Here is a 26,532-nt window from a genome sequence, read left to right as displayed (position 1 = left end):
TGCCACCCCTCGGCATCCGCTTTTCCCGCCCGACGGTCGCGGCGGCCACGCTTGCCCGGCCCGTGACTACCCGCACCTCTACGGGCGTCCGCCCACCCTCGCCCGGTCCGCGAGCGCCCGCACCTCCGCCGCGACCGCCGCGTGGCGCTCGCGCGGGATGTCGTGGCCGACGCCGGGCTGGAGTACGAGCCCGGCGTCGCGGATCGCCGCGGCGGTGGCCCGTCCCGCGGAGGGCTTGAGCAGCGGGTCGTCCGTACCGTGCAACACCAGGGTGGGGACGCGCAGTTCGGACAAGGGCGGGCCGCTCCAGCGGGCGCCGATCTGACGGGACTGCGCGTCCGGGTCGGCGATGCCGGTGTCCACGTCGGCGGTGATCCGGTCCAGAGCCTCCGCCTCGTCGAACGGGTAGCCCGGCGACGCGCAGAGCCGCGCCACCGCGAGCCCCGCCGCGATCCGGCCCTCCCGGTCCCCGGCGGGCTTGACGCGGGCGAACTTCGCGAGGGTGAGCAGGCGCAGATGGCGCAACGTGCCGAGCCCGCCGACGTCGCTCGGCAGCGCGGCGGACGACGTGAGCGTGCGCACCCGGTCCGGATGGCGCAGCGCGACCCGCTGGGCGACGACCCCGCCGAGCGAGTGCCCGAAGAGGTGCGCCGACTCCCAGCCGAGCGCGTCCAGGACGGCGACGGCGTCGTCGGCCATGTCCTCTGCGGTGTAGGCGGCACCACGGCCGGCGGCCAGGGCGGCGAAGGGGTTGCCCCGGGCGGCGGGCTTCGGCAGCCGGGTGGACTCGCCCGCGTCGCGCTGGTCGTAGCGGGCGACGGCGAACCCGGCGTCGGCGAAGGCCGCGCACAGCTCCCCGGGCCACCAGTGCCGGGAGACGGCCAGCCCCATCACCAGGAGCAGCGGCTCGCCGTCCGTGCCCTCCTGAAGCCGGTCGTGGGCGAGCTCGACCGCACCGTTGCGGGCGAAGCTGCGTTCGGTCCAGGTCATGGCGGGCTCCTTTGGCGGCCTAATACTGCGATCGATGTTCGCAGTATTAGACTACAGCCGTCCGAAGAGCTGACGAGCTGAGGTGCGAGGGAAGGTGGTGGGGCGTGGCCGACCGTGAGACCCGGCCGACAACCGTGTGGTCACGCCCCGAGCGGGGCGCGCGTGGACCCGCGCCCGAGCGGAGCCGGTACGAGATCACCGCCGCCGCTCTCGCCCTGGCGGACGCCGAAGGGCTGGCGGCCGTGTCGATGCGCGCGGTCGCGCAGCGGCTCGGCACCGGGCCCGCCTCGCTCTACCGGTATGTGGGGAGCCGCGAGGAGCTGCTGGACCTCATGGCCGACGCGGTCGCGGGCGAGCTGGACCTCTCCGCCGCTCCCAGCGGCGACTGGCTCGGCGACCTCGTCGGCCTGGCCCTCCAGTCCAAGGCCGCCCACACCCGCCACCCCTGGCTCCCGGAGCTGAACGACCGCCGGGGCGAGGTGCTCGGCCCGCACGCGATCGACTACCTGGACCACGCCCTGGCGGTGCTGGCCCCCGCACCCGGTACGAGCCGGCAGAAGCTGGAGGCGATCGGCCTCCTGGGCGGCCTGGCCACGCTGTTCGCCCGCCGCGAGGCCATGGCAGCCGCAGGCGAGGACTCCGGCGCCGGCGACCCGCCCGCCCAGGCGGCCCACCTGGCCGCCGTCGCAGCCGAGGGCCGCCATCCGCACCTGCTGGCCGCCCTCACGGCGGCGGGGCCGCCACCTGTGGCGGGCCCGGCCGAGCGGGACGCCCTGTTCGAGCGCTTGCTGCGCCGGCTGCTGCCCTCGATGCTCGGCTGAGGTCCGCGCGTCAGCCGGCCGCCACCCCGAGGGGCACAGTCGGCCGCCGCCCCGACGGGTACGGTCGGCCGTCGCCCCGACGGGAAAGGGCCGCTCAGCCCTCGACCGGAGCCACCCCGATCGGGCAGGACACCCCCGTACCGCCGATCCCGCAGTAGCCGCCCGGGTTCTTGTCCAGGTACTGCTGGTGGTACGCCTCCGCAGGCCAGAACGGGCGGCCCTCGGCCGGGAGGATCTCCGTGGTGATCTCCTTGTGGCCCGAGGCCGTCAGGACCTTCTGGTACGCCTCGCGGGAGGCGTCCGCCGCCGCTGCCTGGGCGGGGGAGTGGGTGTAGACCGCCGAGCGGTACTGGGTGCCCACGTCGTTGCCCTGGCGGAAGCCCTGGGTCGGGTTGTGGGACTCCCAGAACAGCTTCAGCAGCTCCTCGTACGACACCACAGCCGGGTCGAAGACGACGCGGACGGCCTCCGTGTGGCCGGTCAGGCCCGAGCAGGCCTCCTCGTACGTCGGGTTCTCCGTGTAGCCGCCCTGGTAGCCGACCAGCGTCGTCCAGACGCCCTCGGTCTGCCAGAACTTGCGCTCCGCGCCCCAGAAGCAGCCGAGCGCGAAGTCCGCCACCTCCAGACCCTCCGGGTACGGGCCCACCAGCGGGTTGCCCAGGACCGTGTGGCGGGAGGGGACGGTGAATTCGGGGGCGGGGCGGCCGCGCAGGGCCTGCTCCGGGGTGGGGAGCTCGGGGGTGCGGCGGTTCAGGAACATGCGGGGGCTCCTCCGGGTCGGTCGGGGTTCGGTACGTACAACAAGACAACGGCCGCCCGGATTCCGCGGTGCCGGCGTCGGCGGGCCGCTCACCCCGCGTCGGCGACGGCCGCGAGGGCCTGGGAGAAGGCGCGGGTCCGGGCGGTCTCGTGGTGGCGGTGCCATACGAGGGCGAGCGAGGAGTCCGGGAGGCCGGTGACGGGGACGAAGGTGACCGCGCGGCGGCCGTAGTAGTCGGCGGTGGGGTGGCAGAGCAGCATCGCGCCACGGTCCGCCTGGACCAGTGCCAGGCCCTCCTGGAGGGTGCTCACCGAGGGGCCGGTGGAGATGGGGGCGCCCCCGGGGGTGGCGGCGGGAGCCTGGGCGCGGCGCCAGTACTCCGGGGCCGCGCCGTGGACGCCGATGAGCGAGCAGGCCGCCAGGTCCTCGGCGTCCAGGGCATCGCGCCTCGCGAAGGGGTGCCGGGCGGACACGGCGAGCGACTGCGGCTGGCGGGAGAAGACCTGGCCCACCACCAGCTCGCTCTCCTGGACCGGCATCAGCACCACCGCCGTGTCGACCTCCCGCCGCCGCACCGGGCCGAAGGGGTCGGAGAAGGGGATCTCCACGATCTCCGTGGCGCAGTCCGGATACCGGCTCTGGAAGAGCGCGACGGCGTTCAGGATCTGGTCGTCGGCCGTGCCCTGGAAGCCGATCCGGAGCAGCCCCCCGACACCCCGCGCCACCTCCCGTACCTCGTCGAGCGTCTCCACGATGGCGTCGAAGGCCGGGCGCAGCCCGGCGAGGAGCTGCTCGCCGAGCGGCGTGAGCCGGACCCGGCGGCTGGTGCGGTCGACGAGCCGGGCGCCGACCTTGCTCTCCAGGGACCGCAGCAGTTGGCTGACGCGGCTCTGCGAGACGTACAGGCGTTCCCCCGCCCGCCCGAAGTGGAGTACGTCGGCCAGCGCGAGGAAGGCCTCCAGCTCGCGGGCGTCCAGACTGCTCATGTGTCCCCCTCAAAAAAAGGTTGCGGCAGCACCGGTGTTCGCGGGTGGCCGGTCCATCGATGAGCTCCGCTCATAGAAGGATGAGAGGTCGGCCGTTGTTCCCCCGCCCTGTGGCCCGTTGGCTGGAGGCATGACACAGGTCGAGGAATCCACCGCCACACCGTCCGCCTGCCAGAGGTCACCGCGCGGCGGCTGGGCGGGCGTGGCGGCCCTGGCGCTGGGCACGTTCACGGTGGTCACGTCCGAAATGCTGCCCGTCGGGCTGCTGACCCCGATGGGAGCGTCGCTCGGGGTCTCCGAGGGGGTGGCCGGCCTCACGCTGACGATCACCGGGCTGGTCGCGGCCGTCTCGGCCCCGGTGCTCGTCCCGATGCTGGGCAGGGCCGACCGCCGGACGGCGCTCTGTGTGCTGGTCGCCGTGCTGGTGATCGGCAACCTGGGCGCGGCCTGGGCTCCGGACTTCGGGTTCATGGTCGCGGCCCGCGTCCTGGTCGGCATCGGCATGGGCGGCGTCTGGGCCGTCGCGGCCGGCCTCGCCGTGCGGCTGGTGCCGGCGAAGTCGGCCGGCCCCGCCACCTCGCTGGTCTTCAGCGGCATCGCCGTGGCGTCCGTACTGGGCGTTCCGGCCGGGACGTACCTGGGAGCGGCGGCCGACTGGCGGTCCGCGTTCCTCGCGGCCGCCGGGCTCGGACTGGTGGTGCTGGTCGCGGCGGCGGTCCTGCTGCCCCGGCTGCCGGCGGAGCGCGCGATTCCGCTCGGCGGGGTGATGGGGCTGTCCGGCGATGTCCGGGTGCGTACGGGGCTCGTCGTCGTCGGCTTCGTGGTGACCGGTCACTTCGCCGCGTACACCTACATCAGGCCGGTGCTGGAGGACGTCTCCGGCGTGGGCGCGGGAACGGTCGGCACGCTGCTCCTGGTGTACGGGGCCGCCGGTGTGGCCGGGAACTTCCTGGCCGGGGCCGGGGCGGCCCGCTCGCCGCGCAGGACGCTGCTGGTGATCACCGCGGTCCTGGCGGCCACCGTGACCGTCCTGCCGTGGCTGGGCGGGTCGGTGGCCCTCGCCGCCGTGCTGATGGCGGTCTGGGGCCTGAGCTACGGAGGTGTCTCGGTCAGCACCCAGACCTGGATCCTGCTCGCCTCCCCGGACGCCCGCGAGGCGGCCTCCTCGCTGTTCGTCGGGGTGTTCAACGGAGCCATCGCCCTGGGCGCGCTGGTCGGCGGGCTCGCGGCGGACGGCATCGGCACCACGGCGGTGATGTGGGTGGGCGGAGCACTCGCGGTGGGCGCGTGGGTGACCACGGCCGTCGGCCGGTCGCCTGCGGCGGCCGTCGAGGCCTGACCGGCCGGGCGTACGGGGAGCCACCGGGCCCCCGTACATGAAGGGCCCGGTGGCGGGCACGGTCCCCGGTCCGCGTTACAGCCCGCCGGCCGGGCCCCCGGCGACGGGCAGGGCGGTGAGGAACTTCGTCATCGCGTCGGCCCACGCCTCCGGGCGCTCCGCGGCGATGGCGTGGCCGCAGTCCAGCGTGACCAGCTCGGCGTGCGGGATGCCGTCGGCGAGCTCCCGTGAGTGACGGGGGGTGGCGATCAGGTCCGCCGAGGGGGAGACCACGAGGGTGGGAACGGTGATCGAGCGGAGATTTTCCCGCACGTCGATGTGGTCGAACAGCGCCAGCTGTGCGTCGGCCCCGGCCGGCATCCCGGTGGCGAACTGGGCCAGCTGGTCCTCGATCTCTTCCGGGGTGCGCTCGTCGAGCCACTGCGGGCCGCCCACGACGAGGGAGAGATAGGACGCGAGGGTCCTGGAATTCCCGGTGTCCCGGAGGAGCGCGCGCCAGGTGTCGATGACGAGGCGGAGCCGGGAATCAGGACGGGCGAACCCCGCTGACAGGATGAGTCCGGTGACCCGTTCGGGATGGCGGGTGGCGGCTCGCACGGCCACGGCCGTCCCCAGGGAGAATCCGGATATCGCGAAGGATTCGACGCCTGCGCGCACCGCGCTCGCCACCAGGTGATCCGCTGTTCCGTCGAGTGTGAGCGGGCCCTGCGGTAAGGGGCAGTTCCCGGACCCGGGGAGATCGGGGCCGACCACGGTGCTGACCGCGGCGAGCCGCTCGATCACCGGCCCGTAACTGTCCTGGATGTCGCTCCCCGCACCATGTGCGAGGAGGAGACCTGGTCCTTGGCCGAGTTTCAGTGGAGCGGGAATCGCGTCTGCGTGAAAGTCCATGCCGAGATCCTAGGAAGCCCCAGGGAACGGGAGTGAAGCGCCGGCGAGAACTCCTGCGGAAGCACCCCTCACCGCGGCAGCGTCGCCGGGGAGCCGCCGTTCGCCTCGTAGCCGGCGACCGCCAGCGCCCGGTAGACCGTGTACTGCGCGGCCGGGTCCGGGTCCGCCGTCCACGGCAGCGCGCCCACGTGGCCGTCGATGAGGACCAGCTGGTGCATCGCCTCCGACCAGCGCTCCATGTGGACCAGGAACAGCACCAGCAGGTGGCGTACGTGGGCGAGCATCGGGTCGTCCGGGCGGGCCGCGTGGACCGCGAACATCGCGCCCTCGACCGCCCTGGTCACCACCTGGCTGCGGTAGAAGCCCTGCACCAGGTTGACCTCCGGCAGGTGCTCGTACACCGCGAACAGCGGCAGCGCGGCCAGCAGCGAGCCCTGCGGGGCGCGGGCGGCGGCGGCCGTGGCGAAGGCGTCGGCGTCCTTGCGGGAGCCGTGCCACTTCTCGCAGTGGAAGTGCAGCGCCGCGATGTGCGCGCCCATGTGCGCCGGGGCCCGGTCGATGATCTTCGCCCAGAGCTGGTCGAACTGCTCGGGGGTGTAGTTCAGGCCGCGGGCCACCGCCAGCTCCACGATGTACGGCACCGGGTCGCCGGGAGCGAGCAGCGCCGCCTCGCCGCAGACCGTACGGGCCTCCTCCAGGATGATCCGGAAGTCGTCGGTCCCCGCCGACGAGGAGCGCCAGGCCTGCTGCACCAGGAACTCCGCGTGCACCGCCGCCCCGCCCGCGTCCTTCGGGGCCTCCGCCCGCCAGGCGCGCAGCCATGAGCCGCCCTTGCCCGGCTGCCGGGCCAGCTCCAGCGAGGCCGCGCCCGCGAAGGCCTGCACCCGCTGCCAGCGGACCTCGCCCTCCTTCGGCGTACCGGAAAGCAGCTGGGATGCGGCCCGCCAGTCCTGGGTGGCCTGGACGACGTCGAGGACGTCCAGGAGGTCCTGGTCCGGGCCCGGCATCCGGACGTCCAGCTCCTCCTGGCGGGCGAAGCCGTACGTGTCGGGGTCGGCCGCGTCCGGCGAGCCCGGGGCGACCTGGCGGATACCGCCCCGCCGCCGCATCACCCACGGGCCGATGATCGCGGCGAGCATGCACATCGCGAGCAGGAACAACAGAATCTCCATGGACCCATTGTCCCCGGAGCGGCGAGTGGCCGGTAAGGCCCCTCGCGACGAACTACGCTCGGGACCATGAGCGACCAGCACAGCTTCGAGACCCTCGCGATCCACGCGGGGAACACCGCCGACCCCCTCACCGGCGCGGTGGTTCCGCCCATCTACCAGGTGTCCACGTACAAGCAGGACGGCGTGGGCGGACTGCGCGGCGGTTACGAGTACAGCCGCAGCGCCAACCCGACCCGTACCGCCCTGGAGGAGAACCTCGCGGCCCTCGAAGGCGGCCGACGCGGTCTCGCCTTCGCCTCCGGCCTCGCCGCCGAGGACTGCCTCCTGCGTACGCTGCTGACCCCCGGTGACCACGTGGTCATCCCGAACGACGCCTACGGCGGCACCTTCCGGCTGTTCGCGAAGGTCGCCGCGCGCTGGGGCGTGGAGTTCTCGGTCGCCGACACCTCGGACGTGGCGGCGGTGCGGGCGGCGATCACCCCGCGCACCAAGGCGGTCTGGGTGGAGACCCCTTCCAACCCGCTGCTCAACATCACCGACATCGCCGCCGTCGCCCAGGTCGCGCACCAGGCCGGGGCGCGCCTCGTCGTCGACAACACCTTCGCCTCGCCCTACCTCCAGCAGCCGCTCGCGCTCGGCGCGGACGTCATCGTGCACTCCACCACCAAGTACATGGGCGGCCACTCCGACGTCGTCGGCGGCGCGCTCGTCGTCAGCGACCCGGAGCTGGCCGAGGAGCTGGCGTTCCACCAGAACGCCATGGGCGCGGTCTCCGGCCCCTTCGACGCCTGGCTCGTGCTGCGCGGCATCAAGACCCTCGCCGTCCGCATGGACCGCCACACCGAGAACGCCACCAAGGTCGCCGACCTGCTGACCCGGCACCCCAAGGTCTCCCAGGTCCTCTACCCGGGGCTCCCCGAGCACCCCGGCCACGAGGTCGCCGCCAAGCAGATGAAGTCCTTCGGCGGCATGGTCTCCTTCCGCGTCGCGGGCGGCGAGGAGGCGGCGGTCGAGGTCTGCAACCGGGCCAAGCTCTTCACGCTGGGTGAGTCCCTCGGCGGTGTCGAGTCGCTGATCGAGCACCCCGGCCGGATGACGCACGCCTCCGTCGCGGGCTCCCTGCTGGAGGTCCCGGCCGACCTGGTCCGCCTCTCCGTCGGCATCGAGAACGGCGACGACCTGCTCGCCGACCTCACCCAGGCCCTGGGCTGACCGGGGAACAGAACCCCGGGGGCCCGCTCGGCGCAGGGCGGGCCCCCGGCACCTTTCACCGCTCCTCCAGCTGGAGGGCGAGCAGCGCGATGTCGTCCTCCTTGTCCTCGCCGAACGAGCCGAGGAGCGCGTCGCAGAGCGCCTCCAGTTCCCGGGGGCCCTCCAGCGTCGCGGAGCGGAACGCCTCCAGGCTGTCGTCGAGGTTCTGGGTGCGCAACTCCACCAGGCCGTCGGTGATCAGCAGGACGCGGGTGTCCGGGACGACCGGGTGGACGCGCGCGGGCGGGTGCGGGAGGCGGAGGCCCAGCAGCGGGCCGTGCTCGTGCAGGTAGCGGCCGCCGCCCTCGGGGTCGAGGAGCAGGGGCGGGATGTGGCCCGCGTTGGCGACGTGGATCCGGCTGCCGTCCGGGTCGACCAGGACGAGGCAGAGCGTCACGGTGAGGCCGGGCCGGGTGTGGGCGAGGAGGGCGTCGAGCCGCTCCAGCACGTGGTGCGGCGGGTGGCCCTCCAGCGCGTAGGCGCGCAGCGCGTGCCGGATCTCGCCCATGACCGTCGCGGCCACCAGCGAGTGCCCGGCCACGTCCCCGATGGCCAGGAGCAGCCCGTCCGGGGTCTCCAGGGCCTCGTAGAAGTCGCCGCCGATCTCCGCGTGGTCGGAGGCCGGGAGGTAGCGCACGGCGAGGGAGACGCCCGGCACGGACGGCAGCCGGTCCGGCAGGAAGGTGCGCTGGAGTGCGAGCGCGAGGGCGTGCTCCTCGTTGAAGGTGCGCAGCGCCTCCAGGGCCAGCGCGCAGGCGTTGACGAGCTGCTGGAGGAGCTCGCGCTCGTCGGTGCCGATGGCCGCGCCGGCGGGTACGGCGACGCAGACGGGCGGCCGGTTGCGCTTGGTCCGGGCCACCACCAGGACGACGTCCCCCTCGATCGGGTCGAGGGGCAGCAGCGCCTTCCACTGGCTGTGCGGCATCACCCGCACCTCGGCCCCGGTGTCGCCGCCGAGGGTGTACGAGGCCAGCCGGTCCAGCAGTTCGGAGCGGGCGGGCAAGGAGCGCGGGGGTGTGTCCGGTCCGGTGGCGTGGCTGTGGACCGGCTGCCTCTGGGGGCTCAGGAAGATCGCGGTGGCGGGGGAGGACATGAGGGCGGCCGCGCCCCCGGTCGCGGCGGCGGCGAAGGAGTGGAAGCCGACGGCCCGGTAGACGTCCAGGGTTGCCCGGTTGAGGGCGGCCAGCCGCAGGGTGAGGCGTTCCGCCCGGCGCCGGGCCCGGACGTACCGCAGGGCGGCTGTGACGGTGGCGAGGAACTCCTCCGGGTCGACGGGCTGGTCGAGATAGGCGTCCGCGCCCCGGCTCAGCCCCTCGGTGTGGTCCTCCGCGCTCATGGCGACGGCGGAGACATGGATGACCGGCAGCGAGGCGGTGCTCGGGTCGGCCTTGATCCGTTCGCACACCTCGAACCCGGTCATGTCGGGGAGCTGGACGTCGATGACCGCGGCCTCGGGCAGGGGGGTGTCGTGCGCGCGGATCAGGGCCAGGCCCTGGGCTCCGTCGGCGGCGTCGATCACCGTGTGCCCGGCCCGCCGGAGCCAGCTGGTCAGGACGTAGCGGTTGGTCTCGTCGTCGTCGATCACCAGGATCGTTCCCGGCGCGCTGTCGCGACGTGCTGTCTCGGTCACGCGTCGGCCTCCGGGGCGGGGGGTGCGGGAAGGTGCGGCAGCCGGACCTCGACGCGGGTGCCGACACCGGGGGTGCTGGACAACCGCAGGGTGCCGCCCAGGAGTTCGGCGAGGGTACGGGCGTAGGGGAGCCCGAGGCCGGTGCCGCGGTGGGTGCGCTGGAGCGGTCCGCGTACCTGGTAGAACTCCTCGAAGACCCGGGGCAGTTCGGACTCGGGGATGCCCACCCCGGTGTCCGTCACGGTGAAGGTCATCCACTGCCCGGCGGCGTCCGGGTCCACCGCGAACCCCAGCCGGACCTCGCCCTTCTCCGTGAACTTCAGGGCGTTCGACAGCAGGTTGCGCAGGATGCGGGTCAGCAGCGCCTCGTCGGTCACCGTGACCGGGAGCGTGCCGGGGTCGGGTGTCAGCAGGACGACGTCGCCCGGCACCCCGGTGGAGCGCATCACCGCTCCGAGCTGGCCCACCAGCGCCCGCAGGTCGACCGGCGCGGAGACGATCTCCAGCTGGCCCGCCTCCGCCTTCGCCATGTCCAGCAGATCGTTGACCAGGGAGAACAGGGTCTGCCCCGAGGCGTCGACGAGGGAGATCTGACGGCGCTGCTCCTCGGTGAGCGGATCGGAGCCCGCCGCCAGCAGCAGCCGGGAGAGCGCGACCACCGCGTTCACCGGGGTGCGCAGCTCATGGCTGATGTTGGTCCAGAAGCGCGTCTTGGCCTCGCTGGTCTCGCGCAGCCGGTTCGACTTCTCCTCCAGCTCGGCGTGGAGGGCGACGACCCCGCTGTTGGTCTCCTCCAGCTCCTGGGACAGCTCGGTGTAGAGCGCCAGGACGCCCCGGTTGGTCTCCTCCAGCTCGTCGTTGAGCCGGCGCAGTTCCTCGCGCTGGGCCCGGGTCTCCTCCAGGGTGGCGATCAGGTCGCGGGTCTGGGCCCGCAGGTCGTCGGCGAGCGTCAGGGGCGCGTGGCGGCGCAGGGCCTCCCGCACTTCCAGCCGGGCGGCCGGGGTGTCGGGCCAGGCGGCGGGCAGCGGGTGTTCGGCGACGATCCGCTCCCGGGCGCCGTCGTTCTCGTGGCGGACCCGGTTCAGGAGGCGGGAGGCCGGTTCGAGATCGGGGTCCGCCTTCGTACCGCCGTCCCACTCGAAGACGACGGCGAGGACGCGTTCCCGGCCGGCGGGCAGGCTGAAGGCCACCGTCAGCCCGTCGCAGCCGAGCCGGTCGCGGCCGAGTTCGCTGAGCGCGGTGGCGATGCGCACCTGGTCCTGGCGGTCCATGCCCAGGGCCTCGGCCGCGCTCTGGCCGATCCGGCGCAGGGCGAAGACGTCCTGCGCCGTGGCCAGGTCGAACGCGGAGAGGGAGGCTGATCGCGCGGCCGGCACCGTCACCAGGCCCCCTTGACGACCACGATCCCGGCGTCGTCGCGGCGGACCCCGGCCTCGCGCAGCAGCTGGCCCGCCATCACGGCCGGGGTGTGCCGGAGCAGCCCGGGCACATCGTCCGCCTTCCAGCGCTCCGTCAGCCCGTCGGAGTGCATGACCAGCGCCCCGCCCGGCTTCAGCGGCAGCTCGAACGTCCGCAGACTCCGCATCTGCTGCCCGACGATGCCCGGCGCCGAGAGCAGACCGTTACGCGAGTCGGGGCCCAGCAGGACGCCGCTCACGTTGCCGATCCCGCAGTAGAGGAGGCGCTGCGTGCCGGGTTCGATGCGGGCCACCGCGACCGCGCCGCCCCGGGTGCCGCGCAGCGCCGTGTGGATGTCGCGCAGCAGGCCCTCCGGGTGGCGGGCGGTGCTCCCCCGGAACGCCTTGACCGCGGCCTCACCGGCGAGTGCGGCCATCGGCCCGTGGCCCAGCCCGTCGCAGAGCATGACGAGGATCGCCGGCTCCGGCGAGGAGCCGGACGGGGTGGCGCCGGAGCGCGGATCGTGGTCGGTGCCGGGGTCCACGCGTACGGCCCAGGCGTCACCGCACGTCGTCTCGCCGCTGATCGGCCGGGTCAGGCCCGAGGCCACGGAGGGCTCCGGACCGGCCGGACCGGCCGTCTCCGCCACGGCCCCACGGGCCCAGAACTGCGCGGCGATGACCGTGCCCCGGCCCGGCACCGAGTGGATGTCGAAGACATCGGCGAGCCGGGCGACCGCCCCGAGCCCGATGCCGAGCGTCCCCGCGGTGGACGTGCCGTCCGCGAGGGCGGCCTCCACATCGGCGATACCGGGGCCGGTGTCCACGGTGACGAACTCGACGCCGGCCCGGTCCGGGGTGCGCAGGACCCGCAGCAGCAGCGCCCCGTCGGTGGCGTGCCGCTGGAGGTTGGTCGCGGCCTCGGTGACGGCCAGCGCCACCTCCGAGGCCCGGTGGCCCTCCAGGCCGATGCGGCGCGCCAGTGTCGCCGCCGCGCCCCGGGCCGCCGAGGGCATCTCGGGATCGGCCCGGAACCAGGCGATGTCCTCGCAGTCGAGGACCCTGAGGGAGGTCATCGCGCCCACTTCACGATCGACACCGTGGTGCCCCGGCCCGCCTCGGTGTCGAGGTCGAACTCGTCCACCAGCCGGCGCGCCCCGCTGAGCCCGAGGCCGAGCCCGCCACCCGAGGTCCAGCCGTCGGTCAGGGCGAGTTCGACGTCGGGGATCCCGGGACCGGAGTCCTCGAAGACCGCCGCGACACCGCGCCGCCCGTCCCGCTCCACCAGGCCCGCCCGCATCTGCCCGCCGCCGCCGTACACCAGGGTGTTGCGGGCGAGTTCGCTGGCGGCGGTGATGAACTTCGTCTGGTCGACCAGGGACAGCCGGCACTGCTGCGCGTACGTGCGGACCTGCTGGCGGGCCCGTACGACGTCGTCGTTCTGGGCGATGCCCTGCTCCCGGGGCTCCTGTCCCGCAGCCCAGGGAACGTTCATCGCCGGTCCGTGTCGGCGGCGGACCGGCGCAGCAGCGCGAGCCCCTTCTCCAGGTCGAGTGCGGTACGGACCCCGCCCAGCGAAAGCCCCAGCTCGACGAGGGTGATGGCGACGGCGGGCCGCATGCCCACCACCACGGTCTCGGCGTCGAGCAGCCGGGATATGGACGCGATCGTGGCCAGCATGCGGCCGACGAACGAGTCGACGATCTCGACCGCGGTGATGTCGATGACCACGCCGCGGGCCGCGCGCGAGACGATCTGCTCCGCCAGGTCCTCCTGGAGGTTCAGCACCGTCTGGTCCTCCAGGTCCACCTGGATGGAGACGAGGAGGACGTCACCGATCCGCAGGACCGGAACCCGCTCGGTCATCGCCCGCCGCCCTGGTGCGCGACGAGGTCGATACCGGACTTCTTCAGCGCGAGCTGGAGGGCGTCGGCGAGCGTCGCCTTGGTGACGATGTCACCGAACTCGATGCCCAGGGCCACGATGGTCTGCGCGATCTGCGGGCGGATGCCGGAGACCGTGCACTCCGCGCCCATCAGCCGGGCCGCCACGATCGTCTTGAGCAGGTGCTGGGCGACCTGGGTGTCGACGGCGGGCACGCCCGTGATGTCGATGATGGCCTGCTCGGAGCCGGTGTCCACCAGCGCCTGGAGGAGCTTCTCCATCACCACCTGGGTGCGGGCCGAGTCCAGGGTGCCCACGAGGGGCACGGCGATGACGCCGTCCCAGAGCTTGACCACGGGGGTCGACAGCTCCATGAGCTGGGCGGCCTGCGAGCTGATGATCTCCTCGCGGGTGCGGGTGTACGTCTCGATGGTGAAAAGGGCCAGGTCGTCGAGGATCCGGCTCAGCCGCAGGTACCGGTCGGTGTCCTCGGCCGTTCCGTCCCGCAGCGCCGGTTCGAACGCCTTCTTGAGCGCGAGCACGCTGATCGCCGTCTCGCCGGGCGTGAAGCCCTGCCGGGCCCGGTTGCGCGACAGCTCGGTCAGCAGCGCCCGGGTCTCGGAGAGGTTGTCACCGCGGGCGTCCTCCCCGCCTGCGGCGAGGGCCTCCACGAGCGCGGCGTACAGCTCGCGCAGCTCCCGGTCTACCTCGGCCTTGCTGATGCGGCCCTTGAGCGATCCGACGACGCTGTCGATCCACTGGTCCACGACTCTCTCGCGGTCGGCGGACAACAGTCCCGCCAGATCGTTCTTGCTGTCCTGCTTCGCCATCGGTCGGTGCCCCTTAGAGGTAAAAAGTATCCATCTGGAAACTCTTTGCGAAGCGTACGGCAAGGCCCCTGCCGCCCGGCGGGGACAGGGGCCTAAGGGTGCGTGCGGAGTGGGTCAGTCGCTCTGCGGCGGCTGGTACGCGGCCTGCCGGGCGGCCAGCGAACCGTTGAACCGGGTGAGCAGCGCACAGAAGGTGTCCCGCTCCTCCTGCGTCCAGCCGTCCGTCACCTGCGACATCAGCTCGCGCCGTGAGGCGCGGACCTCCTCCAGGCGGGCCTGGCCGCGCGGGGAGAGCTGGAGCACGACGGCCCGGCCGTCCTCCGGGTGCGAGGTCCGCTTGACCAGCCCGGTGTCCACGAGCGGGGCCACCTGCCGGGTCACGGTCGAGGAGTCGATCCCCATCCCGGCCGCCAGCGCCTTGACGCCCATCGGGCCTTCCTTGTCCAGCCGGTTCAGCAGCAGGTACGCCGCCCGGTCCATCGAGTTGCGGACCTGGCCGACACCGCCGAGGCGGGTCTGCTCGGCACGGCGGGCGAAGACCGCCACCTGGTGCTGGAGGGAGTCCAGCAGTCGGTCGGGACCCGGGTGTTCGGGGGCGGCGCCCCCGGAAGGAGACGCAGCAGTCGTCATGTCCTGAGGGGGCATGGCCGGGGGCTCTCTTCGTGCGGTGTCGGATGGGTGGGGGACAGAGTACGCGGCCCCGGGGCAACGCGTACCAGGGCCGCACAAACCTGCGGACACCACCGCAGGCCGCCATGAGACAAGTCTGCCGCGACCGCTCCGAGCTGCAAGACTTGCGGGCATGATGTTCCGCGCGACCGCCCGACACCCGGCCCTGATCCTCGACGATGTCCGGGGCGCGCAGAAAATGCTGTCCGGGGTGGCCAGAGTGACCGCCCTGGAGGGCAGCCGGCACCTGAGCGAGCTGGTCGGCGCCCCCGTCCACCTCAAGTGCGAGAACCTCCAGCGCACCGGCTCCTTCAAACTGCGCGGAGCGTACGTCCGTATCTCCGGCCTCTCCCCGGTGGAGCGGGCGGCCGGGGTGGTCGCCGCCAGCGCCGGGAACCACGCCCAGGGCGTCGCCCTCGCCTCCTCCCTTCTCGGCGTACGCTCCACCGTCTTCATGCCCGTCGGCGCTCCGCTCCCCAAGGTCGCCGCGACCCAGGAGTACGGGGCCGAGGTGCGGCTGCACGGACAGGTCGTCGACGAGACACTGGCCGCCGCCCAGGAGTACGCGGAGCGGACCGGCGCGGTCTTCATCCACCCCTTCGACCACCCCGACATCATCGCGGGCCAGGGCACGGTGGGCCTGGAGATCCTGGAGCAGTGCCCGGAGGTCCGCACCATCGTCGTCGGCCTCGGCGGCGGAGGCCTCGCGGCCGGGATCGCCGTCGCGGTGAAGGCGCTGCGCCCCGACATCCGGATCGTCGGCGTCCAGGCCGAGGGCGCCGCCGCCTACCCGCCCTCGCTCGCCGCCGGCCACCCGGTCTCCCTGGACAACCCGGTCACCATGGCCGACGGCATCAAGGTGGGGCGCCCCGGCGACGTCCCGTTCGCGGTGATCGAGGAGCTGGTCGACGAGGTCCGCACGGTCACCGAGAACGAGCTCTCCAGCGCCCTGCTGCTCTGCCTGGAGCGGGCCAAGCTCGTGGTGGAACCGGCCGGGGCGAGCCCGGTGGCCGCACTGCTCAGCGCCCCGGAGGCGTTCCGGGGGCCGGTGGTGGCGGTGCTGTCGGGCGGCAACGTGGACCCGCTGCTCATGCAGCGCGTCCTGCGCCACGGCATGTCCGCCGCCGGCCGCTACCTCAGCCTGCGGCTGCGGCTCACCGACCGGCCGGGGGCGCTCGCCACCCTGCTGGCGGCACTGACCGTCGCCGACGCCAATGTGCTGGATATCGGCCATGTGCGCACCGACCCGCGCCTCGGCCTGACCGAGGTGGAGGTCGACCTCCACCTGGAGACCAAGGGCCCCCGCCACTGCGAAGAGGTCGAGGCGGCGCTGCGCGCGGAGGGGTACCGGGTCATCGGCTGACCGTCCGGTTCCCGACGCGTGGCCGGATCTCGATATTCACCGCGCGGTGAGGCCCCGCCGATCCTAGGATCGCTCCCGAAACCACGTACCGAGCACGTACCGCGAGCGAGCGACGGGGGAGTCCCTCTATGCCAGGTGCCATCCATGCCGAAGGTCTGGTGAAGACCTTCGGTGACGTACGAGCCCTGGACGGAGTCGACCTCGATGTCCCCGAGGGCACCGTCCTCGGGCTGCTGGGACCCAACGGCGCGGGCAAGACGACCGCCGTACGGGTCCTCACCACCCTCCTGCGCCCCGACAGCGGCAGCGCCTTCGTGGCCGGGATCGACGTCCTGAAGAAGCCCAACGAAGTACGCCGCTCCATCGGGCTCTCCGGACAGTTCGCCGCCGTCGACGAGTATCTGACCGGCCGCGAGAACCTCCAGATGGTGGGGCAGCTCTACCAGATGAGCGCCCGCGACGCGAAGGCCAGGGCGGGCGTCCTGCTGGAGCGGTTCAACCTCGCCGACGCCGCCGACCGTACGGCCAAGACGTACTCCGGCGGCATGCGCCGCCGCCTCGACCTCGCGGCCGCCCTGGTCGTCTCGCCGCCCGTGATGTTCATGGACGAGCCGACGACCGGCCTCGACCCGCGCAACCGGCAGCAGCTCTGGGACGTCATCGAGGACCTGGTGGCCGGCGGTACGACCCTGCTGCTGACCACGCAGTACCTGGAGGAGGCCGACCGCCTCGCCAACGACATCTGCGTCATCGACCACGGCAAGGTCATCGCCCGCGGCACCTCCGACGAGCTCAAGGCCCGCACCGGCGGCGAGCGCGTCGAGGTCGTCGTGCACCGCCCGGACGAGATCGAGCGCGCCCGGTCCGTGCTGACCACCCTCGGCAAGGGTGAGGTCACCGTCGTACGGCTCTCCCGCAAGCTGACCGTCCCGGTGAGCGGCGGGGCCAAGCTGCTCGCCGAGATCATCCGCGAGCTGGACGGCAGCGGCGTGGAGATCGACGACATCGCTTTGCGCCGCCCGACCCTGGACGACGTCTTCCTCTCGCTCACCGGCCACGCGGCCGAGGCGGACGAGCAGGACAAGGAGGAGACCCCGTGAGCGCCACCACCAAGGACGCCCCCGTCCTGGCCCCCCGCCCCTCCGGCGGCGTGGTCCAGTCGGTCAAGGACTCGCTCGTCGTCGCCAAGCGGAACCTGATCCGGATGGCCCGGATCCCCGAGATGGTGATCTTCGGGCTGATCCAGCCGATCATGTTCGTGGTGCTGTTCACCTACGTCTTCGGCGGCTCGATCAGCATCGGCGGCTCCACCGACCCGCAGCTGTACAAGGAGTTCCTGATGGCGGGCATCTTCGCCCAGACCGTCACCTTCGCCACCGCGGGCGCCGGCGCGGGCATCGCCGACGACATGCACAAGGGGCTCATCGACCGTTTCCGGTCGCTGCCGATGGCCCGGGGCGCCGTCCTCACCGGACGGACGCTCGCCGACCTCGTCCAGACCACGCTCACGCTCGTCGTCCTCGCGGGTGTCGCGCTGCTCGTCGGCTGGCGGACCCACGAGAACCTCGGCAAGGTGATCGGCGGCTTCCTGCTGCTGCTCCTGCTCGGCTACGCGTTCTCCTGGATCGGCGCGCTGATCGGCCTCTCCGTACGGACCCCGGAGGCGGCCACCTCCGGCGGGCTGATCTGGCTCTTCCCGCTGACGTTCATCTCGAACGCCTTCGTGCCGGTCAACAACATGCCGACGTTCCTCCAGCACGTCGCCGAGTGGAACCCCTTCAGCGCCACGGTGGCGGGCGCCCGTGAGCTCTTCGGGAACACCATGCCCGGCGTGCCGAAGTCGGTCACCGGCGCGTGGCCGATGGAGCACCCGGTCCTCGCCTCGGTCCTCTGGTCGATCCTGATCATCGTGGTCTTCCGGACGCTGGCGGTCCGCAAGTACCGCTCGGCGACCGCCTGAGGCGCCGAGGACCGAGCACCGACGGAGCGACACACGGGAGCCCCGGCCTTCTCGATGAAGGCCGGGGCTCCCGTGTGTCGCTCCGTCGTGGTGGGCCGGACGTCAGCCCGTGTACGGCTTCGCCGCCAGGATCTTCACCGTGGCCGTCTTGCCGTTCGGCAGCTCGTACTCCGCGTTGTCGCCGGTCCGCTTGCCGTTCACGCCGATACCGAGCGGGGACTGCGGGGAGTACGTCTCGATGTCCCCGCTGGCGTACTCGCGGGAGGCGAGCAGGAACGTCGTCGTGTCGTCCTCGTCGCCGTCGAAGGCGATCGTCACGACCATGCCGGGCTCGACCACGCCGTCGTCGGCCGGCGCCTCGCCGACCTTCGCGTGCTCCAGGAGCTGGGTGAGCTGGCGTACGCGCAGCTCCATCTTGCCCTGCTCCTCCTTGGCCGCGTGGTACCCGCCGTTCTCCCGGAGGTCACCCTCCTCACGGGCCGCCGCGATCTTGACGGCGATCTCCGTGCGCGCGGGACCAGACAGGTACTCCAGCTCGGCCTTGAGCTGGTTGTACGCCTCCTGCGTGAGCCAGGTGACGTTTTCGCTGGTCTGGGTCACAGGTGCTCCTCGTCGGTGCTGGGAATACAAAGCATCGCCCTACCCGGAAGCATGTGCTTCCTCGGGTGGGCGAAACCACGAGCCTAACAATTCCCCAGGAAAAGGGGGAGAAGGTAAACCGTCACACGTCCGGGTGGGCCGCATCGGCGCCGTAGGAGCGCAGGTCGGAGCGGGTGCGGAGGGGAGAGACGCGGAAAGAAGTCAGCCGGCGGGAGAGTCGCCGGCCGTGCAGCCGGTGAGCTCGACGGCGGTGGCCCGGTCCCGGGTCCGCATCACCACCAGCTCGTCGATCCGGCTCGCGCCCGGGGCGAAGCGGGTCTCCTTGCGGCCGACCTCGCTGCCGTCCTTGCTCAGCGCCCGTACGGTGCAGTAGCCGTCGGTCTCGCTGCCCTTGCGTACTTCGAGGTGGGCCTCGGTCCGCGTGTCGGAGACGATGTCGAACTTGATCAGCTCGGCGCTGATGCCCTGGCCGGTGACGTATCCGTAGCCGATCCAGCCGACCACACCGAGCAGCGCGACGCCCAGCACCGAACCGACGATCTTCAGCTTGCGGTCCGCCCGCTGATCATCGCTCCTGCCGTACCGCCCCTCGGGCGTGGCTTCGCGAACCGCCGTCATGATCTTTCCCTCCGGTCCGGGCAACGAGGAATTTTCCACCTTCCCGTTCGGTCACTATAGAAGTCGCCCGTGCGTCATCCGACCGCGCCCCACATCGCGACCACATCACTGAGGATCGAGCTTTGACTGAGCAGCTGCGACTGATGGCCGTTCACGCCCACCCCGACGACGAGTCGAGCAAGGGCGCGGCCACCATGGCCAAGTACGTGTCCGAGGGGGTGGACGTGCTGGTCGTGACCTGCACGGGAGGCGAGCGCGGCTCCATCCTCAACCCGAAGCTCCAGGGCGACGCGTACATCGAGAAGAACATCCACGAGGTGCGCAAGAAGGAGATGGACGAGGCCCGGGAGATCCTGGGCGTCCAGCAGGAGTGGCTCGGCTTCGTCGACTCCGGGCTCCCGGAGGGCGACCCGCTGCCGCCGCTGCCCGAGGGCTGCTTCGCCCTGGAGGACCCGCAGGTCGGGGCGGGCCGGCTGGTGGCGAAGATCCGCGCGTTCCGGCCGCAGGTCATCACCACGTACGACGAGAACGGCGGCTACCCGCACCCCGACCACATCATGACGCACACGATCTCGATGATCGCCTTCGACGGTGCGGCCGACGCGGAGGCCTTCCCGGAGGACGAGTTCGGCCCGGTCTGGACGCCGCAGAAGCTCTACTACAACCAGGGCTTCAACCGGCCGCGCACCGTCGCGCTGCACGAGGCGCTGCTCGCGCGGGGGCTGGAGTCGCCGTACGGGGAGTGGCTGGAGCGGTGGAAGGAGTTCGAGCGGGTCGAGCGCACGCTGACCACGCACGTTCCCTGCGACGAGTTCTTCGAGATCCGTGACAAGGCGCTGATCGCGCACGCCACGCAGATCGATCCGGAGGGCGGCTGGTTCCGCGTTCCGATGGAGGTCCAGCGGGAGGTCTGGCCGACCGAGGAGTACGAGCTGGCGAAGTCTCTGGTCGATACCTCCCTCCCCGAGAGCGACCTCTTCGCGGGCATCCGCGACAATGCCTGATATGTACGCGACCCAGGCACTGACGCACGTCGTCCCGCTCGCCGCCGAGCTCGACAAGAACAAGGTCACCCCCGGTGTTCTCGGCTTCCTCGTCTTCGCGGCCCTCGCCGTCGGCGTGTGGCAGCTGATGAAGTCGATGAACCGGCACATGGGGCGGGTGAACTTCGAGGAGGCGCCTGAGCCGGGGGCGGCCTCGGCCGCCGAAGGCACCCCGGGGGCTTCGGCCAAGAAGTAGCCCGGGGCCCCCGTGCGCGGGCTTCCGTCCTCAAACGCCGGACGGGCTGGAATGGTCCCCGGACCGGCTGGGGTGGCCGATCACCTCGCGGGAGTGGCGGGTGGGGGTCAGGCCCAGGCGCCAGGCCTGCCAGCCGTCCTCCAGGTCCACGCCCCGGCCCAGGACCACCGCGAACGCCTCCGCGCACCGCTCAAGACCGGGGTCCCGGGACGGGTGGTGGGCGGCGGCGAGCTCCGTCAGTTCCTGCTGCGCCACCACCGTGCCCACCTCGCTGCCGCCCGGTGAGGCGTACGGCAGCAGCGTGCACCGCAGGAACCGGGCCCAGTCGCGCCCGCGCTCGTCCCCGTACGAGGCGAACAGCTCCGCCGCCTCGCCGCACAGCGCGAGCGCCTGGGCCGCCCGGCCGTTGCCCGCGTCGATCAGCGCCAGCTCCAGGCAGGCCCACGCCTCCCCGTGCGCCACCCCGATCCGCCGGAAGTCCGCCCGCGCGTCCATCAGGAGCTGCCGGGCGAAGCCGGAGTTCCGCAGGTTCCCCGTCTGCGCGGCCCGCTGGTCGCGGGTGACCCGGCCCGAGTGGTGGCGGGCGCAGGCCAGCCCGTACACGTCCCGCATCCGGGAGAACATCGTCCGGGCCCGCTCCAGCTCCCGTACCGCCTCCACCGCGTCGCCGTACTCCTCCAGCGCCTGGCCCAGGTAGTACAGCGTCCACGCCTCACCGCGCGCGTCCTCGTTGTCCCGGTGCCGGGCCAGCGCGTCGCGGAGCTGCTCCAGGGCGGCCCCCGGGTCGCCGTCCAGCAGCCGGGCGCGGGCGAGCTGGGTGATGGCCCACGCCTCGCCGCGGCCGTCGCGGGTGCGGCCGTACAGCTCCAGGGCGGTGGAGAGGGCCTCCTCGGCCGCCGCCACCTCTCCCGTACGCAGGCGGACCTGGCCGAGCTGGAAGCGCGTCCACGCCTCGCCGTGCAGCGACTCGCCCTCCCGGTGCAGGGTGAGCGCGGTGTCCAGCAGGGTGAGGGCGCGGGCCAGGTTGCCCCGGTCGCGTTCGACGGCCGCCAGGGCGTGCAGGGTCCAGGCCCGGTCCTCGGCCTGCGCGTCGGAGGCCTGGAGCTCCAGCGCCTCGCCGAGCCGGGCGGCGGCCTCGGTGAGGTTGCCCTGGTGGTGCAGGGTGATGCCGAGCGAGCAGAGGGCGAGCGCCGCGCCCGCGTCGTTGTGCGCCTCCTGGTAGAGGCCGACCACCGAGGAGAGCGTGGTGCGGGCCTTGTCCAGCTCACCGAGCTGCCGGGCCGCGATCCCCGTACGCCACTGCACCGACCGCTCAAGCAGCCCTTGGTCGACGGAGCGGGTCAGCTCGCTGATCTCGCCCAGGCGGTAGAGGTCGCCGCGCAGCAGGCAGTAGTCGCACAGGGCGCCCAGGAGGTTCAGTACGGTGGACTGGTCGACGCCCTCGCTGTGGCGCAGCGCGGAGGTGATGAAGCTGGACTCGTCGTCCAGCCAGCGCAGCGCCGAGTCCAGCGAACCGAATCCGTGCGCGCCGAACTGGCCGGCCCGGGTCGACATCTTCCCGTCGACCATGCGGATCACGGCGTTCGCCAGCTCGGCGTAGTTGGTCAGCAGCCGCTCATGGGCGGCGGCCCGCTCGGCGGGCTCCTCCTCGTCGAGCAGCCGGGCCAGGGCGAAGCCGCGGACGAGGTCGTGGAGCCGGTAGCGCGAGCCCCGTACGTGGGTGAGCAGCCCGGCCCGGGTCAGCTCCTCCAGCCGCCGCCCGGCCTCCTGCTCGTCGGCCGCCAGCAGGGCGGCGGCGGCCGCGGCGCCGAGGCTGGCCCGGCCCGCCAGCGCGAGCCGCCGCAGCAGCCGGCGGGCCGCCTCGTGCTGGTCGGTGTAGCGCAGCCACAGGGCCCGGTCCACCGGGGAGACCGGACCGTAGGCGCGCAGATCCTCCGCCAGCGTGCTGCGCGTACGCTCCCCGAGCGAGGACGCCGCCACCCGCAGCGCCAGCGGCAGCCCGCCGCACAGCTCCACGACGGCGTCGGTGGCCGGGTAGTCGTACGGCCCCGCCTCCTCGCCCCCGGCCACCTCGCGCAGCAGCTCCTCGGCGCCCGCCGCGTCCAGCGGGCCGACCGGCAGATGGTGGACCCAGGCCGGGACGTCCTCCGGCAGCTCCAGCGGCTCCCGGGCGGTGACGATGACGAGGCTGTCGGAACGCTCCGGGATCAGGGTGCGGACCTGCTCGGCGTCGGTCGCGTCGTCGAGGACGATCGTGACGGGGGTCCCGGTGAGGTGCTGGTGGTACAGCTCGCCGAGGCGCCGCACATGCTGCTCGGCCGCGGACTTCCCGTACGGCTGCGTACCGCCGGCGGCTCCCGGGGTGGTCCCGTCCCGGAAGAGCAGCTGCTCGCGGGGGGCGCCCAGGCGGTTGAGGAGGTGCAGCAGGGCGTCCCGGGTCGGCAGCGGGCTCTCCCCGCCGACCTGGCCCCGCAGGTCCACCACGCAGGCGCCCCGGAACTGGTCCTTGAGCGCGTGCGCCGCCCGCACCGCGAGCGTGGTGCGCCCGGACCCCGGCTCGCCGTGCAGTACGACGACGACCGGCCGGGTCTGCGTGGCGGCGCGGGCGGCGTGCACCCACTGGGCGACCTTGGCGAGTTCGGCCCGGCGCCCGGTGAACGGCCCTTCCGCGCTGGGTAGTTGACCGAAGGACTGTTCCAGCACCACCCGGGTCCGGGCCGCCGCACTGCGGTCACCGCCGCGCAACTGCCTTACCACCGGGGCTGCTTGCTTCTTCGGGGTGCGGGCGGCGGGGGTCAGCATCCGCTGCTGGTCGAGGTACGGGCGGATGCCCCGTACCTCCAGCGCGGTCAGCCACTGGAGGCGCAACTGCTCGGCGCCGCCCGGCTGTCCGGCCGCCGCGGCGCGGCGGTGGGCGGCGGGCCAGTGCGAGGCGGTCACCTTCGCCACGGTCGTCGCTGCGCCGGCCACCGCGACGACCGCGCCCGCGCCGAGGGCGGGACCGGTGGCCGTCCCGAACGCCAGGTCCGCCCCGAACGCGGCGACGGCGGCAACTACCGTCACCAGCAGGGGCGTCGACAGGTTCTCCCGGCTGAGCCGCTCCGCCAGGGGCCGGTCACCGGCCGCCGCCGCGTCGAGCGCCTGCGTGTACGCGGCGTACTCCTCGCCCGCGCCCGCCGCGATGGTGTCGAACGCCGCCCGCGCCCGCGCCAGCAGCACACCGGAGTCCGTCCGGCCACCCGTGCGCCGCGCCTCCTCCTCCACGGCCCGCACCAACAGCCTTTCGGCGTCCGCCCGATGGCTGTCCCGCATATGTGTCCCCCTCCGAGAGCTGCGCCTGAAGTCGTCCGGCGCCGGAGGTCGGTGACCCCGGCGGCAGGACCAAGTGTCCTGCGTACGACGCTTCGGCGCGAGAGCCACCGTGCAAGGGGACGGTCAAGGAAGGAGGCGCGGGCTCGGTCCGCGTCCCGGCTCTCGGTCCGCGTCCCGGCTCTCAGTCCGTGTCCCGGCTTCCCGAGCGGGGCGGCAGCACGGCGGTGTCGAGGAAGAAGGCGTCGATCTCCTGGACGGACTTGATGAAGGCGTCCAGGTTGACCGGCTTGGTGACGTACGCGTTGGCGTGCCGGCGGTAGGCGTCCTCGATGTCGTCGGGGGCGGAGGACGTGGTGAGCACCACGACGGGGATGTTGCTCAGGGCGTCGTCATCCTTGAGCACGGCCAGCAGTTCGCGGCCGTTCATGCGCGGCATGTTCAGGTCCAGGACGATGAGGTCGGGCCGCTCCCTGCCGGGGTCGCGGAGGTACTGGAGGGCGGCCACACCATCGGTGACCTGGTCGATGGTGCGGGCCATGCCGCGATCCACCAGAGCCTCCTCGATGAGCAGGGCGTCCGCCGGATCGTCCTCGACGAGGAGGACGTTGTAGGGGCGGTTCGTGGTGAAGGCGTTCACGTCATGGCTCCGGTGATGGCGGGTGGGAAGAGGACGGCTGGGAGGCTCCGCGGTGAAGACCAGACCCGGCCAGCGCCTGCGGGCGCCCTGCCGGCTGATCCCCCACGCCGCCCCCAGCTGGGGGTAGTTCGCGCCCGCTCTGGCCGCCGCCTCGGCCTCGGCCTGGGCCTGTCGGCTGACCGCTCTGCCGAGGTGGGCCAGGACACGGAGGCGGGCCAGCGGGTCGACGCGCCCGTGGCCGGCGCCCGGCTCGGCGGCCTGCTCCGCTCCGGGGTGCGCCGGGCCGTCGTGCAACGCCTGCTCGGCCAGCCGCTGGGCCAGCTCCCGCAGCGCGTTGTCGGCGAGTACATCCAGCATCTCGGCATGGTCGAAGGTGCTGAGGTCGTGGCCCATGGGCGTCAGCGTAGGTGCTCGGACGGAGCCGTGACAACAAACGTTGTCGGCGGCGGTATTCTGTCCCGGCTCGGAGCGCTCCGGGCCTCTCACCGAGGAGAACACGCCGTGGGCCAGGGCAATGCCGTGCCGACCGGGAAGCCGGAGAGACCCGTGACCGCCGGGTGGACGACGAAACGCTGGCTGGCGGTCACGGCCGCCGCCGCGTTGTCCCTGCTGCTCGCGCTCATGCTGTTCGGGGGCTGGATCCTCGCCCGGTCCACCGCCATCAACACGCGTCTCATCGACCACTCCACACCCGCGCTCATCGCGGCGGTCCGGCTGGAGAGCGCCCTGGTCGACCAGGAGACCGGAATCCGCGGTTACGGCGTGACCGGGCAGGACAGCTTCCTCGCCCCCTACCGCGAGGGCCTGCGGCAGCAGGAGAAGGCCATGACCGACCTGCGTACGGCGACCGGCGGCGACCGAGCGGCCGAGCGGGACCTGGCCGAGGTGGTCAGGAGAGCCGGGCAGTGGCAGACCCGTATCGCCCGGCCCGTGGCCGCGGCCGCCGACCCGAAGGCCGCCGCCGCCGAGGGGGCCGTCGAGGGGAAGGCCCTCTTCGACTCCGTACGCTCGGCCGCCTCCGCCCAGCAGGAGCGGCTGGCGGCGGACCGGGCCGGGGCCCGCGCCGACCTCCGGGAGGCGCGCACCCTGCGCAACTGGTCCTTCAGTGCCATCGCGCTGGCCATCCTCGCCCTCACCGCGTCGGTGTTCGTCGGCCTCCGCCGTGGCGTGACCGATCACCTGGACCGCCTTTCCGGCCATGTGCGTACGGTCGCGGCCGGCGAATTCGGCCATCCGGTCGCCGGCACCGGCCCCGCCGACCTGCGGCTCCTCGCGGCGGACGTCGAGAGCATGCGCGCCCGCCTGGCCGACGAGCTCGCCCACCGCGACGTGGCGCGGGCGAACCTGGCCGCCCAGGCCGAGGAGCTGCGCCGCTCCAACGCCGAACTGGAACAGTTCGCGTACGTCGCCTCCCACGACCTCCAGGAACCCCTCCGCAAGGTCGCCAGCTTCTGCCAGCTGCTGGAGCGGCGCTACGCCGAGAACCTCGACGAGCGGGCCCGGCAGTACATCGCCTTCGCCGTCGACGGGGCGACCCGGATGCAGAGCCTCATCAACGACCTGCTGGACTTCTCCCGCGTCGGCCGGCTGGCGACCGAGCACCAGAGCGTCGATCTCGACGAGAAGTTCGAGCGGACCCTCACCTCGCTCAGCCTGGCGGTCGAGGAGTCGGACGCGGTCGTCACCCATGACCCGCTGCCCGTGCTGGAGGGGGAGCCCGGCCAGTTGGGCATGCTGTTCCAGAACCTCCTCACCAACGCGATCAAGTTCCGCTCCCCGGACCGCGCACCCGTCGTCCATCTCGGCTGCCGGCCCGTGGACGACGGCTGGGAGTTCGCCGTCACCGACAACGGCATCGGTATCGAGGCGGAGTTCGCCGACCGGGTCTTCGTCGTCTTCCAGCGGTTGCACACCCGCGAGCAGTACGCGGGCAACGGCATCGGCCTCGCCCTCTGCAAGAAGATCGTGGAGTACCACGGGGGGACCATCGCCGTCGATCCCGCCCACTCGCCCGGCACCCGGATCGTGTTCACGCTGCGGAAGGCGCCTCCGCGCGTACCGCTGCCGCGGCCGCTCGACGGCGAGCGCGGCCCGGCCGGCGCGCTCACCGGGTGAGGGGCGCTCACCGGGTGAGGGGCGCGGGCCGGGTGAGGGGTGCGGACCCGGTGAGGGGCGCGGGCCGG

The 26,532-nt window shown here is 72.9% G+C and carries 25 protein-coding genes; 9 read left to right on the top strand and 16 right to left on the bottom strand.

All coding sequences use genetic code 11. The annotated features are described in order from the left end of the window. Positions 1-78 precede the first annotated feature (78 nt). The gene (locus tag IF17_RS0102020) at positions 79-990 is read right to left on the bottom strand and encodes an alpha/beta fold hydrolase (RefSeq protein ID WP_030561498.1); all 912 of its coding nucleotides are present in this window, start codon (positions 988-990) and stop codon (positions 79-81) included. A 104-nt stretch (positions 991-1,094) separates the two neighbouring features. On the opposite strand from IF17_RS0102020, the gene IF17_RS0102015 reads away from it, so the two are divergent. Next, on the top strand, positions 1,095-1,811 hold the full coding sequence (locus IF17_RS0102015) for a TetR/AcrR family transcriptional regulator (protein WP_030561496.1): 717 nt from the start codon (positions 1,095-1,097) through the stop codon (positions 1,809-1,811). Positions 1,812-1,905: 94 nt separating this feature from the next. Here the strand turns inward: IF17_RS0102015 and msrA are convergent, their stop codons facing one another. Both msrA and IF17_RS0102005 read right to left on the bottom strand, forming a co-directional pair. Next, the gene (gene msrA, locus IF17_RS0102010; protein ID WP_030561494.1) at positions 1,906-2,571 is read right to left on the bottom strand and encodes a peptide-methionine (S)-S-oxide reductase MsrA; all 666 of its coding nucleotides are present in this window, start codon (positions 2,569-2,571) and stop codon (positions 1,906-1,908) included. A gap of 89 nt (positions 2,572-2,660) precedes the next feature. Continuing rightward, a complete protein-coding gene (locus IF17_RS0102005; protein ID WP_030561492.1) occupies positions 2,661-3,557 on the bottom strand; it encodes a LysR family transcriptional regulator in 897 nt (298 codons plus the stop codon). A gap of 130 nt (positions 3,558-3,687) precedes the next feature. Between IF17_RS0102005 and IF17_RS0102000 the strand changes: the two genes are divergently transcribed. Next, entirely contained in the window at positions 3,688-4,896 is a 1,209-nt protein-coding gene (locus tag IF17_RS0102000; protein ID WP_030561490.1) for an MFS transporter, read from the top strand. Positions 4,897-4,971: 75 nt separating this feature from the next. Here IF17_RS0102000 and IF17_RS0101995 read toward each other — a convergent pair whose 3' ends face one another. Both IF17_RS0101995 and IF17_RS0101990 read right to left on the bottom strand, forming a co-directional pair. Continuing rightward, on the bottom strand, positions 4,972-5,787 hold the full coding sequence (locus tag IF17_RS0101995; RefSeq protein WP_030561488.1) for an alpha/beta fold hydrolase: 816 nt from the start codon (positions 5,785-5,787) through the stop codon (positions 4,972-4,974). A 68-nt stretch (positions 5,788-5,855) separates the two neighbouring features. Then, entirely contained in the window at positions 5,856-6,959 is a 1,104-nt protein-coding gene (locus IF17_RS0101990; protein WP_030561486.1) for a hypothetical protein, read from the bottom strand. 66 nt (positions 6,960-7,025) lie between these two features. On the opposite strand from IF17_RS0101990, the gene IF17_RS0101985 reads away from it, so the two are divergent. Beyond that, on the top strand, positions 7,026-8,171 hold the full coding sequence (locus IF17_RS0101985; RefSeq protein ID WP_030561484.1) for a cystathionine gamma-synthase: 1,146 nt from the start codon (positions 7,026-7,028) through the stop codon (positions 8,169-8,171). Positions 8,172-8,226: 55 nt separating this feature from the next. Here the strand turns inward: IF17_RS0101985 and IF17_RS0101980 are convergent, their stop codons facing one another. The 7 genes from IF17_RS0101980 to IF17_RS0101950 all read right to left on the bottom strand — a co-directional run bounded on the left by IF17_RS0101980 (position 8,227) and on the right by IF17_RS0101950 (position 14,596). After that, positions 8,227-9,840: a fused response regulator/phosphatase gene (locus IF17_RS0101980; protein WP_030561482.1), complete on the bottom strand. Its 1,614-nt coding sequence runs from the start codon at positions 9,838-9,840 to the stop codon at positions 8,227-8,229. Continuing rightward, entirely contained in the window at positions 9,837-11,222 is a 1,386-nt protein-coding gene (locus IF17_RS0101975) for a sensor histidine kinase (protein ID WP_030561480.1), read from the bottom strand. Before IF17_RS0101975 ends, IF17_RS0101980 begins: the two co-directional genes overlap by 4 nt. Next, on the bottom strand, positions 11,219-12,313 hold the full coding sequence (locus IF17_RS0101970) for an ATP-binding SpoIIE family protein phosphatase (RefSeq protein WP_425315155.1): 1,095 nt from the start codon (positions 12,311-12,313) through the stop codon (positions 11,219-11,221). The genes IF17_RS0101975 and IF17_RS0101970 overlap by 4 nt, the downstream gene beginning before the upstream one ends. After that, positions 12,310-12,732: an anti-sigma regulatory factor gene (locus tag IF17_RS0101965; protein WP_030561476.1), complete on the bottom strand. Its 423-nt coding sequence runs from the start codon at positions 12,730-12,732 to the stop codon at positions 12,310-12,312. The genes IF17_RS0101970 and IF17_RS0101965 overlap by 4 nt, the downstream gene beginning before the upstream one ends. Further along, positions 12,729-13,103, bottom strand: a complete 375-nt coding sequence (locus IF17_RS0101960) for an STAS domain-containing protein (protein WP_030561474.1) — start codon at positions 13,101-13,103, stop codon at positions 12,729-12,731. Before IF17_RS0101960 ends, IF17_RS0101965 begins: the two co-directional genes overlap by 4 nt. Next, a complete protein-coding gene (locus tag IF17_RS0101955) occupies positions 13,100-13,951 on the bottom strand; it encodes an STAS domain-containing protein (protein ID WP_030561473.1) in 852 nt (283 codons plus the stop codon). The genes IF17_RS0101960 and IF17_RS0101955 overlap by 4 nt, the downstream gene beginning before the upstream one ends. A gap of 114 nt (positions 13,952-14,065) precedes the next feature. Continuing rightward, complete coding sequence (locus IF17_RS0101950) at positions 14,066-14,596, bottom strand: MarR family winged helix-turn-helix transcriptional regulator (protein WP_030561471.1); 531 nt, start codon at positions 14,594-14,596, stop codon at positions 14,066-14,068. A gap of 157 nt (positions 14,597-14,753) precedes the next feature. On the opposite strand from IF17_RS0101950, the gene ilvA reads away from it, so the two are divergent. The 3 genes from ilvA (at position 14,754) to IF17_RS0101935 (ending at position 17,943) form a co-directional block, all read left to right on the top strand. Next, entirely contained in the window at positions 14,754-15,983 is a 1,230-nt protein-coding gene (gene ilvA, locus IF17_RS0101945) for a threonine ammonia-lyase (RefSeq protein ID WP_030561468.1), read from the top strand. 128 nt (positions 15,984-16,111) lie between these two features. After that, on the top strand, positions 16,112-17,083 hold the full coding sequence (locus tag IF17_RS0101940; RefSeq protein WP_030561466.1) for a daunorubicin resistance protein DrrA family ABC transporter ATP-binding protein: 972 nt from the start codon (positions 16,112-16,114) through the stop codon (positions 17,081-17,083). Continuing rightward, positions 17,080-17,943: an ABC transporter permease gene (locus tag IF17_RS0101935; protein WP_030561464.1), complete on the top strand. Its 864-nt coding sequence runs from the start codon at positions 17,080-17,082 to the stop codon at positions 17,941-17,943. The genes IF17_RS0101940 and IF17_RS0101935 overlap by 4 nt, the downstream gene beginning before the upstream one ends. A gap of 102 nt (positions 17,944-18,045) precedes the next feature. Here IF17_RS0101935 and greA read toward each other — a convergent pair whose 3' ends face one another. Together greA and IF17_RS0101925 are read right to left on the bottom strand one after the other, a co-directional pair. Further along, positions 18,046-18,543, bottom strand: coding sequence for a transcription elongation factor GreA (gene greA / locus IF17_RS0101930; protein ID WP_030561462.1), 498 nt, complete (start codon positions 18,541-18,543; stop codon positions 18,046-18,048). A gap of 201 nt (positions 18,544-18,744) precedes the next feature. Beyond that, positions 18,745-19,161, bottom strand: coding sequence for a DUF4307 domain-containing protein (locus IF17_RS0101925; protein WP_030561460.1), 417 nt, complete (start codon positions 19,159-19,161; stop codon positions 18,745-18,747). A 122-nt stretch (positions 19,162-19,283) separates the two neighbouring features. Between IF17_RS0101925 and mca the strand changes: the two genes are divergently transcribed. Both mca and IF17_RS0101915 read left to right on the top strand, forming a co-directional pair. Continuing rightward, on the top strand, positions 19,284-20,165 hold the full coding sequence (gene mca / locus IF17_RS0101920) for a mycothiol conjugate amidase Mca (protein WP_063830214.1): 882 nt from the start codon (positions 19,284-19,286) through the stop codon (positions 20,163-20,165). A 1-nt stretch (position 20,166) separates the two neighbouring features. Then, positions 20,167-20,400 (top strand): hypothetical protein, encoded by a 234-nt coding sequence (locus IF17_RS0101915; protein WP_030561456.1) that lies wholly within the window; start codon positions 20,167-20,169, stop codon positions 20,398-20,400. 30 nt (positions 20,401-20,430) lie between these two features. Here the strand turns inward: IF17_RS0101915 and IF17_RS0101910 are convergent, their stop codons facing one another. Further along, the gene (locus tag IF17_RS0101910; RefSeq protein WP_030561455.1) at positions 20,431-23,712 is read right to left on the bottom strand and encodes a tetratricopeptide repeat protein; all 3,282 of its coding nucleotides are present in this window, start codon (positions 23,710-23,712) and stop codon (positions 20,431-20,433) included. Positions 23,713-23,893: 181 nt separating this feature from the next. Further along, positions 23,894-24,742: a response regulator gene (locus tag IF17_RS01000000136085; protein WP_237667177.1), complete on the bottom strand. Its 849-nt coding sequence runs from the start codon at positions 24,740-24,742 to the stop codon at positions 23,894-23,896. 108 nt (positions 24,743-24,850) lie between these two features. On the opposite strand from IF17_RS01000000136085, the gene IF17_RS0101900 reads away from it, so the two are divergent. Then, complete coding sequence (locus IF17_RS0101900; protein WP_051883848.1) at positions 24,851-26,464, top strand: sensor histidine kinase; 1,614 nt, start codon at positions 24,851-24,853, stop codon at positions 26,462-26,464. Positions 26,465-26,532: the final 68 nt, after the last annotated feature.

This window comes from Streptomyces cyaneofuscatus, from assembly GCF_000718135.1.
Classification (GTDB): domain Bacteria; phylum Actinomycetota; class Actinomycetes; order Streptomycetales; family Streptomycetaceae; genus Streptomyces; species Streptomyces cyaneofuscatus.
This window is presented reverse-complemented; position numbering and strand designations above follow the sequence as displayed.

What these genes read in the sequence shown, in the direction of transcription:
- IF17_RS0102020 (WP_030561498.1), bottom strand. Translation starts at nt 990, where the DNA reads ATGACCTGGACCGAACGCAGCTTCGCCCGCAACGGTGCGGTCGAGCTC.
- msrA (WP_030561494.1), bottom strand. Translation starts at nt 2,571, where the DNA reads ATGTTCCTGAACCGCCGCACCCCCGAGCTCCCCACCCCGGAGCAGGCC.
- IF17_RS0102005 (WP_030561492.1), bottom strand. Translation starts at nt 3,557, where the DNA reads ATGAGCAGTCTGGACGCCCGCGAGCTGGAGGCCTTCCTCGCGCTGGCC.
- IF17_RS0102000 (WP_030561490.1), top strand. Translation starts at nt 3,688, where the DNA reads ATGACACAGGTCGAGGAATCCACCGCCACACCGTCCGCCTGCCAGAGG.
- IF17_RS0101995 (WP_030561488.1), bottom strand. Translation starts at nt 5,787, where the DNA reads ATGGACTTTCACGCAGACGCGATTCCCGCTCCACTGAAACTCGGCCAA.
- IF17_RS0101990 (WP_030561486.1), bottom strand. Translation starts at nt 6,959, where the DNA reads ATGGAGATTCTGTTGTTCCTGCTCGCGATGTGCATGCTCGCCGCGATC.
- IF17_RS0101985 (WP_030561484.1), top strand. Translation starts at nt 7,026, where the DNA reads ATGAGCGACCAGCACAGCTTCGAGACCCTCGCGATCCACGCGGGGAAC.
- IF17_RS0101970 (WP_425315155.1), bottom strand. Translation starts at nt 12,313, where the DNA reads ATGACCTCCCTCAGGGTCCTCGACTGCGAGGACATCGCCTGGTTCCGG.
- IF17_RS0101965 (WP_030561476.1), bottom strand. Translation starts at nt 12,732, where the DNA reads ATGAACGTTCCCTGGGCTGCGGGACAGGAGCCCCGGGAGCAGGGCATC.
- IF17_RS0101960 (WP_030561474.1), bottom strand. Translation starts at nt 13,103, where the DNA reads ATGACCGAGCGGGTTCCGGTCCTGCGGATCGGTGACGTCCTCCTCGTC.
- IF17_RS0101955 (WP_030561473.1), bottom strand. Translation starts at nt 13,951, where the DNA reads ATGGCGAAGCAGGACAGCAAGAACGATCTGGCGGGACTGTTGTCCGCC.
- IF17_RS0101950 (WP_030561471.1), bottom strand. Translation starts at nt 14,596, where the DNA reads ATGCCCCCTCAGGACATGACGACTGCTGCGTCTCCTTCCGGGGGCGCC.
- ilvA (WP_030561468.1), top strand. Translation starts at nt 14,754, where the DNA reads ATGATGTTCCGCGCGACCGCCCGACACCCGGCCCTGATCCTCGACGAT.
- IF17_RS0101940 (WP_030561466.1), top strand. Translation starts at nt 16,112, where the DNA reads ATGCCAGGTGCCATCCATGCCGAAGGTCTGGTGAAGACCTTCGGTGAC.
- IF17_RS0101925 (WP_030561460.1), bottom strand. Translation starts at nt 19,161, where the DNA reads ATGACGGCGGTTCGCGAAGCCACGCCCGAGGGGCGGTACGGCAGGAGC.
- IF17_RS0101915 (WP_030561456.1), top strand. Translation starts at nt 20,167, where the DNA reads ATGTACGCGACCCAGGCACTGACGCACGTCGTCCCGCTCGCCGCCGAG.
- IF17_RS0101910 (WP_030561455.1), bottom strand. Translation starts at nt 23,712, where the DNA reads ATGCGGGACAGCCATCGGGCGGACGCCGAAAGGCTGTTGGTGCGGGCC.
- IF17_RS01000000136085 (WP_237667177.1), bottom strand. Translation starts at nt 24,742, where the DNA reads ATGGGCCACGACCTCAGCACCTTCGACCATGCCGAGATGCTGGATGTA.